This is a genomic window from Mesorhizobium sp. ESP-6-2, assembly GCF_020164675.1.
In the GTDB taxonomy this organism is placed as follows: Bacteria; Pseudomonadota; Alphaproteobacteria; order Rhizobiales; family Rhizobiaceae; genus Mesorhizobium.
This window is the reverse complement of sequence record NZ_JAIUGT010000003.1, coordinates 41280-54105: the sequence shown is the minus strand read 5'-3', so window position 1 is coordinate 54105 and position 12826 is coordinate 41280. Positions and strand designations below refer to the sequence as shown.

General features: G+C 57.9%; 13 protein-coding genes. 10 read left to right on the top strand and 3 right to left on the bottom strand.

The window, feature by feature from the left end; all coding sequences use genetic code 11:
* The first annotated feature begins 41 nt into the window (after positions 1-41).
* The 3 genes from LB532_RS09710 (at position 42) to LB532_RS09700 (ending at position 1853) form a co-directional block, all read left to right on the top strand.
* Positions 42-656, top strand: a complete 615-nt coding sequence (locus tag LB532_RS09710; protein WP_140637990.1) for a TetR/AcrR family transcriptional regulator — start codon at positions 42-44, stop codon at positions 654-656.
* Positions 657-878: 222 nt separating this feature from the next.
* Positions 879-1232, top strand: a complete 354-nt coding sequence (locus LB532_RS09705) for a hypothetical protein (RefSeq protein WP_181169250.1) — start codon at positions 879-881, stop codon at positions 1230-1232.
* 51 nt (positions 1233-1283) lie between these two features.
* Positions 1284-1853: a DUF2569 family protein gene (locus LB532_RS09700; RefSeq protein WP_140637992.1), complete on the top strand. Its 570-nt coding sequence runs from the start codon at positions 1284-1286 to the stop codon at positions 1851-1853.
* Between the two features lie 268 nt (positions 1854-2121).
* On the opposite strand, the gene LB532_RS09695 is transcribed toward LB532_RS09700, so the two are convergent.
* Positions 2122-3255, bottom strand: a complete 1134-nt coding sequence (locus LB532_RS09695) for a tyrosine-type recombinase/integrase (RefSeq protein WP_224556750.1) — start codon at positions 3253-3255, stop codon at positions 2122-2124.
* A gap of 558 nt (positions 3256-3813) precedes the next feature.
* Between LB532_RS09695 and LB532_RS09690 the strand changes: the two genes are divergently transcribed.
* The 5 genes from LB532_RS09690 to LB532_RS09670 all read left to right on the top strand — a co-directional run bounded on the left by LB532_RS09690 (position 3814) and on the right by LB532_RS09670 (position 8509).
* Positions 3814-4278 carry a hypothetical protein gene (locus tag LB532_RS09690; protein WP_224556749.1) on the top strand — a complete coding sequence of 155 codons (465 nt, stop codon included), beginning with the start codon at positions 3814-3816 and terminating at the stop codon, positions 4276-4278.
* Positions 4279-4345: 67 nt separating this feature from the next.
* The gene (locus tag LB532_RS09685; protein ID WP_224556748.1) at positions 4346-4555 is read left to right on the top strand and encodes a hypothetical protein; all 210 of its coding nucleotides are present in this window, start codon (positions 4346-4348) and stop codon (positions 4553-4555) included.
* Positions 4527-6839: a bifunctional DNA primase/polymerase gene (locus tag LB532_RS09680; protein WP_224556747.1), complete on the top strand. Its 2313-nt coding sequence runs from the start codon at positions 4527-4529 to the stop codon at positions 6837-6839. The genes LB532_RS09685 and LB532_RS09680 overlap by 29 nt, the downstream gene beginning before the upstream one ends.
* Positions 6840-6989: 150 nt before the next feature.
* Positions 6990-8078: a hypothetical protein gene (locus LB532_RS09675; RefSeq protein ID WP_224556746.1), complete on the top strand. Its 1089-nt coding sequence runs from the start codon at positions 6990-6992 to the stop codon at positions 8076-8078.
* On the top strand, positions 8075-8509 hold the full coding sequence (locus tag LB532_RS09670) for a hypothetical protein (protein WP_224556744.1): 435 nt from the start codon (positions 8075-8077) through the stop codon (positions 8507-8509). Before LB532_RS09675 ends, LB532_RS09670 begins: the two co-directional genes overlap by 4 nt.
* 1215 nt (positions 8510-9724) lie before the next feature.
* Here the strand turns inward: LB532_RS09670 and LB532_RS30185 are convergent.
* Positions 9725-10087 (bottom strand): DUF2188 domain-containing protein, encoded by a 363-nt coding sequence (locus LB532_RS30185; protein WP_224556818.1) that lies wholly within the window; start codon positions 10085-10087, stop codon positions 9725-9727.
* A 42-nt stretch (positions 10088-10129) separates the two neighbouring features.
* On the bottom strand, positions 10130-10498 hold the full coding sequence (locus LB532_RS09660) for a hypothetical protein (protein ID WP_224556743.1): 369 nt from the start codon (positions 10496-10498) through the stop codon (positions 10130-10132).
* 138 nt (positions 10499-10636) lie between these two features.
* Here LB532_RS09660 and LB532_RS09655 point away from each other — a divergent pair, with 138 nt between their 5' ends.
* Complete coding sequence (locus LB532_RS09655; RefSeq protein ID WP_224556740.1) at positions 10637-11008, top strand: P27 family phage terminase small subunit; 372 nt, start codon at positions 10637-10639, stop codon at positions 11006-11008.
* A complete protein-coding gene (locus LB532_RS09650) occupies positions 10953-12815 on the top strand; it encodes a terminase large subunit (RefSeq protein ID WP_224556737.1) in 1863 nt (620 codons plus the stop codon). The genes LB532_RS09655 and LB532_RS09650 overlap by 56 nt, the downstream gene beginning before the upstream one ends.
* The last annotated feature ends 11 nt before the right edge of the window (positions 12816-12826 follow it).

The window sequence follows — 12826 nt, the reverse complement described above, 5'->3', positions numbered from 1 at the left end:
CTAAAATTGAGTCAATTCTGTTTTTGTGGCAGACAGCCGGCATGAGTGGATTGAGGGCAAGGCAAAAGGCCGACCGGCACCGCCGCATCATCGAGGCGGCGGCCGAGCTTTTCCGCGAGGCCGGTTATGAAGGCGCGAAGATCGAGACGATCGCCGCCCAGGCCGAAGTGTCGATCGGGACGATTTACAATTACTATCAGAATAAGGGCGACATCCTCGGCGCCATCGTCTCCATGGAGGTCAACGAGGTGCTGAATGCCGGGCGAGGCGTGGTGGACAGCCCACCGGCCAATGTCGGCGATGCGCTGGACACGCTGATCGGCATCTATATCGAACACTCGCTGCACTATCTCAGCAAGGAAATGTGGCGCCAGGCGATGGCGATCTCGACGCAACTGCCCGACAGCCCGTTCGGCCAGGCCTACACGGCGCTCGACCGCGCCTTGACCGAACAGATCCGCGCCCTGATCGCAAGGCTGCTGGAGATCGGCCTGGTGCGGCGCGACGTCGACGGGCAGGCGGTGGGTGAGCTGGTCTTCAACAACATGAACATGATGTTCATCGAATTCGTGAAGCGCGAAGAGGCAAGGATAGTGGAACTGCGCGCGGCGATCCGACGGCAGAACCGGATCCTGGTGGCGGCGATCGGGGTGTGAGGAGGGAGCGCGGCATGAAGCCAGCTTCCGCTGCCAGCGTGACTGACGATGAGTGCCAACGGCGGCATCCGTCTACACCGCAGGACTCCGGTGCACGGGATGACCTAGCGGCTTGACATTGCAGGGATTGACAGCGTAGCCGCCGGCCCTGACCAGCGATCCGTTCGAAGCATCGACTGAGGGAAAGCAGACGCGCGGCCGCAGTGGCGCAGGTAAGAATCAGTGATCGGTCGGATCGATCTTCGTCAGGCGCTCTCGCGCTTCGGTGACGCGCCGCTGCGCGGACCTTATCCTGCTGCAAAGCGCGAGATTGATGCCGACGCCACAGTCTCGCTCCAACATTTCTTCCGCGCGTTTGAGGGCGAGTTCAGCTCGGCCAATTCGCTGCCTGGCCTGGGCCAGTTCCATGTCCAAGAGTTCGATCATTGTTCCGCTACAGAGTTTGCGGTCCCTTCGATCGTTAACCGCCTCCGGCCGGGTTTGGTTCCGGGTTATCGGCTCGAGAGCCAGGAACAGGCAGGAGAAAGTCGCCGCTTCGGCATCGACCTCATTGCGCGAGTTCACCTCTTGAGTTGAGTTTGAAACCTGATACAACTTATAGGGGCAGACAGAGGGGAGAGATGGTCAATGGGGACGTTTTCAATCGGGCATTGGGCGATCGTGCTGCTGATGATCGGCGTGCCTGTTTTCTTTGCGGTTCGCTCAGCCGTGAAGCCGTCACAGGGCCTGGCGGCTCTTGTAGGATTCGGTGGCTGGCTTATGCTACTGGCGATCGGTCAGGTGTTGTCGCCGCTGCGCACGCTTGCCGCGTTGGCCAATTCGGTCGAGGGTTACCGGCAACTCATGCCCCAGCCAAATGGGCCGGTTGCGGTGTATAGCGAGGTTGCCCTCAATCTGGCATTTCTGGCGCTTCAACTGGTTGTGCTCATTTCGATGCTGCGGCGAAGCCGACGCTTTCAACAATTGTTTCTGTTCCAGTGGATTGCGATACCGGTTGTGTTCGTGGTGGACACGATCTTGATCTCATCAACCCTAGGCGTCCCGGTGAGCCAGATCCTCGCTGGAGATGCGCTGATGACACCCGTTCTGTCGTTCATCCTCACCGGGGCCTGGGTCGCCTACGTCTACAAGTCCGTCAGGGTGAAGAATACGTTCGGCGGCGAAGTGGCAGCCGGCCAGGTTGCGACGGCCGCCTAGCGAGAGTCCGCTGGGTTTCGCCTCTCCGCATGAGCAGTCCTCCTGCGACAGGCTTCGGAGGACACTTCTTCGTTTCGCGAGATCTGGTGTTCTTATAACGGGCTCTGGGTGGCGTGCCACCCGAAGCTCGAGCGAAGGGTGGTGCCCCCGGCAGGAATCGAACCCGCGACCTTCGGTTTACAAAACCGCAAACTGACATTGATTATAATTAGAAAATTCGTTCCGTGTTGCACATATGTTGCATGGACTGTGTTGCAACGGATGCAAATCAACCGAGCAGCGCTGCTTCCATCTCCGCAATTTTGACCCTGTCGTCATCCTCTGATTTGAACAAATAGCCATACACGTCATACGTCATTTGAAGGGACGCATGGCCCATCAACGTCTGCACCTTCTTGGGCGGGAAGCCCTGCTCGATGAACAGCGCGGCGGCGGCGTGGCGGAGCGCGTGCAGGCTGTATTTCGCGTCCACAATCGGCTTGCCGTCCTCGTTCTTCTTGTCGGTCTCTATCGTGACGCCTGCCGTTATCTGCACCGGCCAGAACACTCTGTGCAGTAGGTTGGCGTGACCTTCGATGTTGCCTTCGCCGTTTGGGAACACCAAACCGTGCTCGCCCTTGGGGCACTCCGCCTTCCACGTCTTTAGCGTTACAACCATGCTGTCTGAAATTGGGATGTCGCGCGTGCCTGCTTCTGATTTTGGTGGGCCGAATTCGTTGTAGCGGTCCACACGGCGGCGGACATGGATGATGCCGGCCGCCAGGTCGACGTCGCGCCACTGAAGTCCACGAAGCTCGCTTGCGCGCATGCCCGTCAGCATCGCTGTTCGAATGAATGGGATCCACCGAGCGGGTGTAGCCTTCAGGATTGCGCGCAACTCTTCTTTGGTCGGCATCTCTGGCCGAGCCTTATCTCTAGTTGCTGAAGGCATTTGAATGTCGCGGGCAGGGTTCGTCGCGGCATGTCCACGCGAGACAGCGTGCTTGAAGATCGAGACTAAAGCACCGTGAACCTTTGCCAAGGATGAAGCTGACATCGTTCCGGTCAGATCATCGATGAACGTCTGGATCATGGGAGTCGTGATTGCCGACAGTTTCGTGGCGCCGAAACGCGGCTTCACGTAAAGCTCGTAGGTGGATTTATAGCGCGCCACCGTCGCGCGCTCTCGGCCTGCCTTTTCGGCTTGGGTCAGCCAGAGTTTCGCAGCTTGGTCGATCGTTTTCGATTGGCTCTCTGCCACGTGCGTGCCGGATCTGACCTGGCCGCGCGCCGTCAGCAGAAAGTCGTCGGCGGCCTTCTTGGTAGGGAATTGCTTGTCCCTGCGCTTCCCGCCGCCATCGCGATAGTCGGCCTGCCAAACAATCCTTCCAGAGGGCAGTTCGCGCTTTCGAATCGTGGCCACGCGCTCGTCTCCTTGTTCAAGGTGACGTTACACGACCAGCGGTTTTATGCAACACGTTACAACACGGAATAGGCGCGAAGGGATAGCTCAAGCGCGAAACCGATTGACATTGAAGGCGTAAACGCGTAGTTTGAGAATCCCGCAAGAGTCGCGGGCGCAGAATACGCCATTGCTCCTTATATCACGGGCAGTCGCCTGCGTGTCAACCCCACTTGCAGAATTATTTTTTCGGAGAGAGGTATGAACGACAACCCGCTGGCTGCGGACATCTTGCAGGGTGCCGATGCCATAGCAGCTTGGACAGGCTTTAAGAGGAGGGCGATCTATCACGCCGTCGCGTGTGGCCACATCCCTACCTTTCGCATGGGCGAGATCATCTGCGCAAGGAAGTCGACTTTGAATAGATGGGTCTCCGAGCAGGAGGCCAGAGCGGCAGCCTGACTGGAACGACCTAAGGCTAAAATACTATATATAGTGTTTACAAATCCGCTCAACGCTAAATACCCAAACCCTAGCACTGATCCCGAGCAGCCCGCGGTCGCGGGAGGGAGAACATCTTTGCGCAAGTTCAGGCCGACATTTGATTTCGCCGCATATCGTGTCAACGATATCAATCTCGATACACGGTATTTGTTCGACGACGCATTTTTGTTTCTGGTTTCGATCTCACCCATCCGAGACCCTGAGAAAGAAATTAACCTGGAGTTCGTCACAACAGACGGCGGCGAGGGGCCACGTTTTAGACGTTTCCTCAAATCTCTACGCCTCTCTTGGGCTGACAAGTTCGACGAACTGGCAATCGGTCGTGTGTTCGCTATGAAGAACCGCGGCGCGAAACCAGACGACTTCGCCGACCTTGAGTATGCGAGCGCCTGTTTGCAGACCGACCGTAGGGCGTTTGAAGCCGCAAGCGCCTATGCCGCCGAGTGCGCGGCCGAAGAAGAAGCCGACGCCGCCATGGAGGCGTATCTCCGCACCGGCATCGAAGCCTACTCGCGCAAGGCGGCTCGCCGTGCTGCTTGACCCTCGCATCAAATCAATATGGGCGACGGACGAGACTGCGTCGCCAAAAGGTTTTCGGCGCGTCGCAATGTTCGACCTGGCATTTGGCGACTTCGTGACGGTTCACGACTGGAGACTTATTCACACTCCGAGCGGCGCATATCACGCCTATGCACCGGACCTTAAAAACGGGACGCACAGCGCCGACCTTGCGCCCATCTTCCGAGACAAAATCGCAGAACTGGCTGTCATCGCTTTGGAGAATTTGAATGCCCGCATTGCCAGCGCAGCCGCCTGAATCCGCCGCCCCGCTTTCCTTAGCATTGTCATACGCTGCAAACGGTTGTCCGGTATTCCCATGCAGACCAAGCGATAGCACCGACCCTGAAACAGGCAAAGTGCATCTCGCAAAATCACCCCTTACGCCCAAAGGATTCCATGACGCCAGCCTGCGCCCGCATGTCATTAACGCGCAATTCGGCTCCAGACATCCTAATGCGCTGATCGGCATCCCGACTGGCGAACGTAGCGGTTTTTGGGTGCTGGACATCGACGTGCCGCCAGGTCATGAGGACGGTCGTCCCTGGTTAGCGGCCATGGAGGAAAGGCACGGCCATATTAGGACCAGGATTGCCGAAACTGGAAGCGGCGGTCTTCACTACCTGTTCAAGCACGCACATGGCGTACGCAACATGGTCTTGGCATCCGGCGCAGAGAGCCGGGGCGACGGGGGCTACTTCATAGCCCCTGGCAGCGTCATGAGCGACGGCCGCACATACAAGTGGCTCAACGACGAGCCGATAGCGGAAGCCCCGTCTTGGCTTCTTGACCTGTTACTGAAGCCAAAGCACTCGCCAGTTCAATGTACAGGCTCGACATCGCTTGAGAGTGCAACCGCGGCAGAAATTGATGAGCTTCTGACTTACGTCAGCCCCGATTGCGGATACCAAGATTGGGTGTCCGTTCTTATGGCTGTTCATTCCGCCTTGGGTGCGGAGGGAATGGCGATCGCCGATGCCTGGAGCGCAGGCGGCAAGAAATACAAAAAAGGCGACGTCGCGAGCAAGTGGAAGGGGTTTACCTCATCGGGCGGCGTTGGCCTTGGATCTCTTGCCGAGCTTGCCAGGCAGGGCGGCGCTCATTTGAGCGAGATCGCACGGCGTCATCGTGGCCAGGAAGGTGACGTTGCCGTGGCATCAGTTGACGCTGTTGGTTTCATTGCCGGGATTGATGAGCGCAAAGCAGCAGCCGAAGCCGTGGACCTGACGTCACGGACGACCGAACCGGAAGACGACGTTCCCGACTACCAACTTCAGGCCGTCGCCGATCTCGATACGCTGACGCATCCTGGCGGCTTGGTGCAGGATTTGATTGACTGGATCGTGTCCTCGGCCGAGCAACCCAGCCGCGTCCTAGCCTTGGCTGCAGCTTTACCAATGGTGGCCGCCCTGATGGGGCCGCGTTATTCGACAGGCAGTCGCGACACGCGCCCGAATATCTATTCTGTTGCACTCGCCGAGTCAGGCTTCGGAAAGGAACACGCTCGCTCACAGATAAAGCGGCTCCTCGCGGCTGGGCATGGTGTATTCGATAGGTTCGGCGGGCCAGCGCGCATCATGTCGGCGTCGGCGCTCCGCGAAGTTCTTGAAATGCACCAGTCGGTAAATTGCCAGATTGACGAATTTGGGGGGTTCATTCGAGACATAACCGACAGGCGAGCGGGAAGTCACCAAAGGGCGATATCGACTGATCTGCGCGACTACTACAGTGCGAGCGCAACCTATTTCGAGGGTGCGGCTTATCGCGGCAATCCGCCCAGGAGGATCCACAACCCTGGCCTTTGTATCCACGGCACGTCAACGCCGGAGCAATTCTGGTCGGCGCTCTCTTCGGCCAGCGCAGAAGACGGACTGCTGCCTCGCTTGGTCTTGTTCAATGTCGATACGGCACTTCCGGCTGCAGTGAAGCCGGAACAAGATGTTCGATATGTGCCGACAATGTTGCTCGATCGTATGGCGGACGTCGCCGGCATTGACGTCGTGAAGGCGCGAACGGCCAAAATCCCGACAGTAGCCACAAGCTCGCCGACAATGCCTCTGGTCGTGCCGTGGACCGAAGGTGCGCTTGCGCTTTTCGAATCTGTAAAGGAGGCCGTGGCGGAACACGAAAAGCGTGTTGTTGCGGAAGCGCGACCGTTCGTTAGGCGTATCATAGAGAACGCAATCAAACTGGCGCTGATTGTCGCTGTCGGTATCGATTGTGAACAAGCGATGATAACCGAGGCCAACGTCGATTGGGCCTCGTCGCTCGCCTGGACGTGCGCTGCCGGCATGCTCTCGCAGGTCACTGAGCGTCTGTCCGACAATCCGCGCGAGGCGAACTACAAAAAGATACTCGGTCTCATCCGCGCTGCCGGCAGCAAGGGCATTACGGTTGGGCGGTTGGCGGACCGACTCAAGTCCATCGACGCTCGCCAGCGCGACGAAATCGTCAAAGATTTGCGTGAGGCTGACTTGGTTCGTGAGGAAGTAGCCAACACGGGCGGGCGCCCCAAGCGGCGACTTGTTTCGTCCACTGCATAGTTTCGTCCTTCGGATGAAAGCCATGGCCCTTAGTTTTGTATCGGCTGAAAGGGGTGAGGCAGATGACGAAACTCTAAGGGAATATCTAGGAATATCAATAACATAGATATACATACCTACCTTTTATCCATTCATCCATTGAATCAGTGAATGGGTGAGATTCCTAAGCAACCCCACCTGCATAGAAGACACCCGGAGTTTTTGGATTTTAGTTCCCAGAACCCGGACGACCTCAGCGGGCTAACAAACCCCGACACTTCCCTGAATTCAGGAATTCTGATGCACTCTGCCCTCCGAGCCGGTCAGGTCAACGAGACCATGACCCACGATCCCTACGCTGCCGCCAACGACAACCTCGCCGAACAGCAGCAGGCCAAGACAACAGCCATGCCGGGCCCCGCAGCCCTCGGTTGGCTGTTCGCCCACCAACACATCGGAGCCGACGAACGGGATGCAGGCGATCATGTGATCAAATTGGCATCGATCGCGCGTTCCTCGCTAACCAGCCCGCTTGTGCGCTACACGGCCCGCACGGCTGACCGGAAGTGGCGCCAGGTCGAAGTGCAGCGTCACACGATCCGTCCTGCATTGGACGCATGCATTGATGCGATCCGATACCAGCCTCGTCGCAAAGCCCTGGTGCAGGCCCTTGTGGTCGAAGATACGAATATCGACCTGGATAATCCCCACCGGGTCGCACAGGGCTTGGCGGACGTTGCTCGGCATCTGTGGGGTTCCAAAAGCAGCGTCGCTGTCCCCATTTTGGCCGCGAATGACAACCGGCCTCATGTCGACGCAGCAGAAGCCAAGGGCGGTGTTTTCAGAACGTCGGATAACTTTCAGCGGATGCACACAGCTAAGCAGTTGGATGACGACCCGGAAGCCAACGATGTCCTGCATGCAGCCGGGCTTCGGTACGCGCAGGATCATCACCTAGCCGGATTAAACCCCCTCGGCGCTATCGACTACAGTCGTGTCCAAGTTGACTGCGGATCGTCGGAAGGCATGCCAACGATGATGGCTGACGCACGCGAACGCTACCGCGTAGCCAGGTCATTGCTCGGCGCACGATACGGCGCGGTTGTCGATGCAGTCGTCATCGAGGGAAAATCACTTGGCCAAGTGGGCGCGGAAGTCACCAGATTTAGGGACCGCGGCAAAGCCATTGCTGCGGCCGGAGAGCGGCTCAACGGTGGCCTGCGGCTGTTGGCGCAGAAGTATGGGATTTTGCGGGCATGAAGTCTCCATTCAACTTCGAGCACATTCGCCCCAAGGACGGAGAGGCCCTGAGCGAATGGTTCGTCCGCGTGATCGAACGGGCCATCTCCGAAAGCAAAGGTAGGGTAGGGCGCATCCGATATGCCCTGCACGAAATGGAACGGATGGCGCGCGACGAAGGTCGCCTCGATGGTAAGCGGGAAGTGCAGCAGCGAATGGATGCGGAAACAGCCGCGCTGAGTAAGCGCATCGCGGACTTGGAACTTATGCTGCGCGGAAGCGTGTCGAGGATTGACGCGGAGGCAGAACGCCAGGCAGCCGCGAAGGCCATGCGCAATCGCTGCTCTGACGCTGTCATGGACTACGGATGTGCACCGAACAACGCGTCCGAAGCAATCGACGCACTCTCGCTGCCGAAGCCACTATGGACCGAAACAGTTAGGTCCAAGTAGCTCGTGCGCACCAAGCGCATCTGATTTGCTACACTGATTCAGGATCAAAAATTGCGGGTGGCGGAAACGCCGCCCGTTTTGCGTTTCGATGCGCTCAATTCATGTAGCGATCGACCCGCCGCGAGAGATTAGCGGCGGGAAACAATCATTGCCGCCAGGCGCCTCCGGGCGACTTTGTGGCGGTCACGCTGCCGGTTGTAGTGGCGAAAGCTACTCCCGGCAGCGATCAAACCTAAATCTGCATGAAGCGGAGGCATTTGTCATAGTACCACGAGTCGCTTCGGTTGCACTTTTGCTCCTTTGGGAAGCGTAGACAGCAACTCCCCAGCCTTCGCTAGACAATGAGCGCCCACTCGTCTTCCGAAAGTAGGCGCTTGTTGACTAGAACGAGTGAGAGCGCAGCCCACGCAGCCCCGCCGTTGGTTGTTTCTCTGTCTGACATAGCGCCCATACCCTCGAAATTTTTTGATGTCGTTTCCAGTAGAAGCGCCCGCCCGCCCAGTGGCGGACGCCGCTACCGTTTAGTCCATTACGGTTTAGTCATCATAGTGTGTGTCTGAACGATCATCAAAAAAATGACCGCCATTTCGTAGTAAGTCAGAAAGACAACCCGCCTTTCCGCTTCGGGAGATTTCCCGCGCTTGCTTTGTACAAGCGTAGGATGACTGCAAAGCTTGGTAGAAACGCATCTCGGCCTGCGCCTTTTCCTCTCCCTCCCAATGCCCCTAAGCATGCGAATTATGGACTTAAAACGCGGTCGGTCAACGAAAATGACTGACGCTAGCCTCCGGACGGCGGGCCGCCGATAGGAAGTGCAAATGGAACCGAGATTTTGCTTTTCAACGCGAAGACCATTTCACTGACGCCGGGTTAGGTGTGCGCAATGGCTTCAGCCGGGCATAACCGCTCATCAGGCGCCCAAAAGTACCGCCGTTGGTATGGGCTAAAGGAATGGAAGTTGGCGCGTGCAACCCAACTAGCAAAACAGCCTCTATGCGAGCGCTGTCTCCAGGCAGACATCATCACCCGAGCCTCCGTCGTGAACCACCGGATCCCGCACAAAGGCGACTGGGCATTGTTCATTGATCCAGCCAACCACGAGAGTACATGCGCACCTCACCACGACGCGCTGATCCAGAAGGAAGAAGCGCGAGGCTACATGATCGGCAGCGACGTCAACGGTCGCCCCGTGGATCCTCGGCATCCGTGGAATAGCTAGCCCTTGGGTGGATAGGGGTCGTGGCCGTAGGTCCACTCTGTCTGCCACTTACCATCACGACCTTGGACGAGAACTTGTGCGTCATGGCCTTGCTGACCGGCCTTGTGAGCCGTGTCGACGGCTACCTTCATCGCGGCTGCTTGTGTATCATAAGGATAGTCTTTGCCTTCGTACCTAATCTTCCATTGGTTGCCGTCTTTCAGAACGTAGTAGTGAGCGCGAGCCAATCTGATTCTCCGTAGCAAATAGAATGCATGGTGCGCTCTGTTCTTGCGCTCGTCTAGTGCCGCGCGGGCAGGGGGTGGGTCAAAAGCCCAGCAGATCGTGACTTGGAACCCGTGGCCCCCCTCCGTTCGCACTGAAAGAAAATCCAAGGTAGGGGGATGTGGCAATCACCTTCCTCAGGAGGCGGAATCCGACGGTGGCGCGACAGCAAATGACGGCAATTCCTTCTCGATTTTGTCCGCCAGCGCTCGAAGCATCGGCGCAATTAGCCTAGCGCCTCTATCTTCGACAGACCGATACGCTGCGTTATGATCCGCCTCGGCCACAAGACAATTCCAATGGAACGTGTTTCTTGTCTCGAGTCCATCGTTCTCAATCGCGGAGCTTATCATGAAGGTGACCTCATAGTAAGCTGGCGAACCTTTGGAACCTTTATTAATTATCGTGACATTTTCATTGATTTCCTTTGTATCCGGAACGGGATCAATCTTGCGGTGATAAGTGACGCTGCCGTTGCCGAGCCTCAAGTCCTTGATATTGAGCATTTGGTCGTCCTTCCGTTGCTTAGGTTGGTCTAACAGATTGCATCGATGAGACCAATCGAGGCTACGGGAAATACACAACCTTTGTCACAGCGGATCACCATGACCACTGAGCCCCTATGCGCTCCTGATTGGAGCACGATGTTCCCTGACTCGCAGGACGCCGCTGAAGCCGGAGATCAATGGCGCGCAGTGATGGCCGACCTCCAGGCGGCCGGCACTTTGGCTGATGCCAATGGCCACACCGTAATCCGCCTTGTCGAGTTTCGGGTGCAGTACCGCAAGGCAGCCCGGCACGTGGCTGAGCACGGAACCATTCTCACCAGCAAGCGGGCCAAGGTTGGCCAGTGGAACCCTTTCTGGAGCGCCATGCAGCAGGCGGACGCGCGGATTGTAGTGCTCGAATCGAAATTGGGCCTGGATCCGGTGAGCCGCGGGAAGACAACGAAGGTGGCTCGTGGCAAGAAAGTCTCCCGCGCTGCGGACGCCTATCTCAAGCCCGCATCAGAATGATCCTACCAGCGCCTACGCCGCAGATGTCCTGGCCGGAAAGATCATTGCTGGCGAGCATCACATTGCGGCTGCCGAACGTCATCTGCGCGATCTAAAAGACGGCGCCTCCCGCGGGCTGCACTGGCGTCCGGAACTGGCGGCTCGAGCCATCGGCTTCCCGCCTGCAGTGCTTAGCGTGACAGCGGGCGCCCATGAGGGACGACCGTTCGACCTCCTGCCTTGGCACCTGTTCTGCACCGGCAATCTGTTCGGCTGGCGCAAAGCCAGTGGCCGGATGCGGTTCCGATCGGCATGGGTAGAGACCGGGAAGGGTCAGGCTAAGTCGCCGTGGATGGCGGCAACTGGCCTGTATATGGGCGGCTGGCACGGCATCAAGCGCGCCGAGGTCTACGCGATCGGCCAGGATCGCGCGACTGCGAACGTTCTGTTCCGCGACGCCGTGGCGATGTGCCGTGCCAAGATACCTGGCGGCGACGAAGACCAAGACGACTCGTTGCTTTCGCGAGGCGAGGTGGTCATTCGCGGTGAGCTGGACAACGCGTGGAAGATCGAATTCCCGGAATCGGGTAGCAAGTTTCAAACTCTGGCTAACGGCGAGGCGATCAGCGGCCCCCGTCCGACGCTGGTTGCAGCCGATGAAATTCATGAATTTCGGTCGAATGCTTCGATCGAAACGTGGAAGCGCGCCATTGCCAAAATGCCAGGCGACGCGTTGATGTTGCTAGGCACGAACACGCCGGCCTCTACGCAGATCGTCGGTACGGACTATTCCGAGTTTTATCAGAAAGTCGCAACAGGCGAAGTCATCGACGACGAGGCCTTTGCCTTCATCGCCCGTGTCGACAAGGCTGACCGCGAAAACGTGTTCGACAACGAGGCCTGCTGGCCAAAGGCCTTGCCGGCGCTCGGTGTCACCTTCCCGGTGGAGAATATCCGCGGTGAGGTGAACACAGCTCGCGTGCTGCTTTCTACGTCCTTTTCAGTGAAGCGGCTCTACTTCGGCATCCCGATCGGCTCAATCGATTTTTGGATTTCTGAGGACGCATGGTCAGCTGTGCAGAAGCCGGTGAGTGCTGATGAGCAGAAGGGTCGAAAATGCTGGCTATCGCTTGATCTTAGTGAGAAGAATGATTTGACAGCGCTGTCCGCCGCCTGGGGCGGCCGTGATGACAGACCTGTCGCGATCAAGACTTGGTACTGGACGACGAAAGAAGGGCTCAAGGAGCGCGCGCTCGCCGACAATGCGAAATACGTCGAGTGGGCTTCTGACCCTGAGGTCGACTTTACGGCTGTTGCCGGTGCCGTAATCGACAAAACGTTCGTCGCGGCGCAAGTCCAGCGACTCTGTTCCGAACACGATGTCCAGTTCCTGGCCTTCGACCCAGCCGGCATGGCTGATTTTATCGGTGCGTGCGAGCAAATTGGCTTCCCGGTGTGGAGATACGAAGGTCCGGACAAGCCTGAAGGCTATGGTCTCAAATTGATCGCTCACGGTCAGGGCAAGCGCATCGTCTTCGAAGATCGGGCGCTGTGTATGCCGAGGTCTGTTGAGAAACTTGAGGATCGTATCCTTGCCGGCACTATCGAAATCGACAACTCGCCTGTGAACTACATGTGTGCCGCCAACGCCTTCCTCGACGCGGACGGCCAGGGCAATCGTGCCTTCGATAAGAAGCGATCACGTGGTCGCATAGACGGCCTCGTGACGATCGCAATGGCGACCGGTTCTGCGGACAACGAGTTCAACGCGACCGTGGCGACTTCGCCATGGGATGATCCTGATTTTTCATTGGCCGCAGCGGCCTGAATTGGCGGAAC

What these genes read in the sequence shown, in the direction of transcription:
- LB532_RS09710 (WP_140637990.1), top strand. Translation starts at nt 42, where the DNA reads ATGAGTGGATTGAGGGCAAGGCAAAAGGCCGACCGGCACCGCCGCATC.
- LB532_RS09700 (WP_140637992.1), top strand. Translation starts at nt 1,284, where the DNA reads ATGGGGACGTTTTCAATCGGGCATTGGGCGATCGTGCTGCTGATGATC.
- LB532_RS09685 (WP_224556748.1), top strand. Translation starts at nt 4,346, where the DNA reads ATGTTCGACCTGGCATTTGGCGACTTCGTGACGGTTCACGACTGGAGA.
- LB532_RS09680 (WP_224556747.1), top strand. Translation starts at nt 4,527, where the DNA reads ATGCCCGCATTGCCAGCGCAGCCGCCTGAATCCGCCGCCCCGCTTTCC.
- LB532_RS09675 (WP_224556746.1), top strand. Translation starts at nt 6,990, where the DNA reads ATGGGTGAGATTCCTAAGCAACCCCACCTGCATAGAAGACACCCGGAG.
- LB532_RS09670 (WP_224556744.1), top strand. Translation starts at nt 8,075, where the DNA reads ATGAAGTCTCCATTCAACTTCGAGCACATTCGCCCCAAGGACGGAGAG.
- LB532_RS09660 (WP_224556743.1), bottom strand. Translation starts at nt 10,498, where the DNA reads ATGCTCAATATCAAGGACTTGAGGCTCGGCAACGGCAGCGTCACTTAT.
- LB532_RS09655 (WP_224556740.1), top strand. Translation starts at nt 10,637, where the DNA reads ATGTTCCCTGACTCGCAGGACGCCGCTGAAGCCGGAGATCAATGGCGC.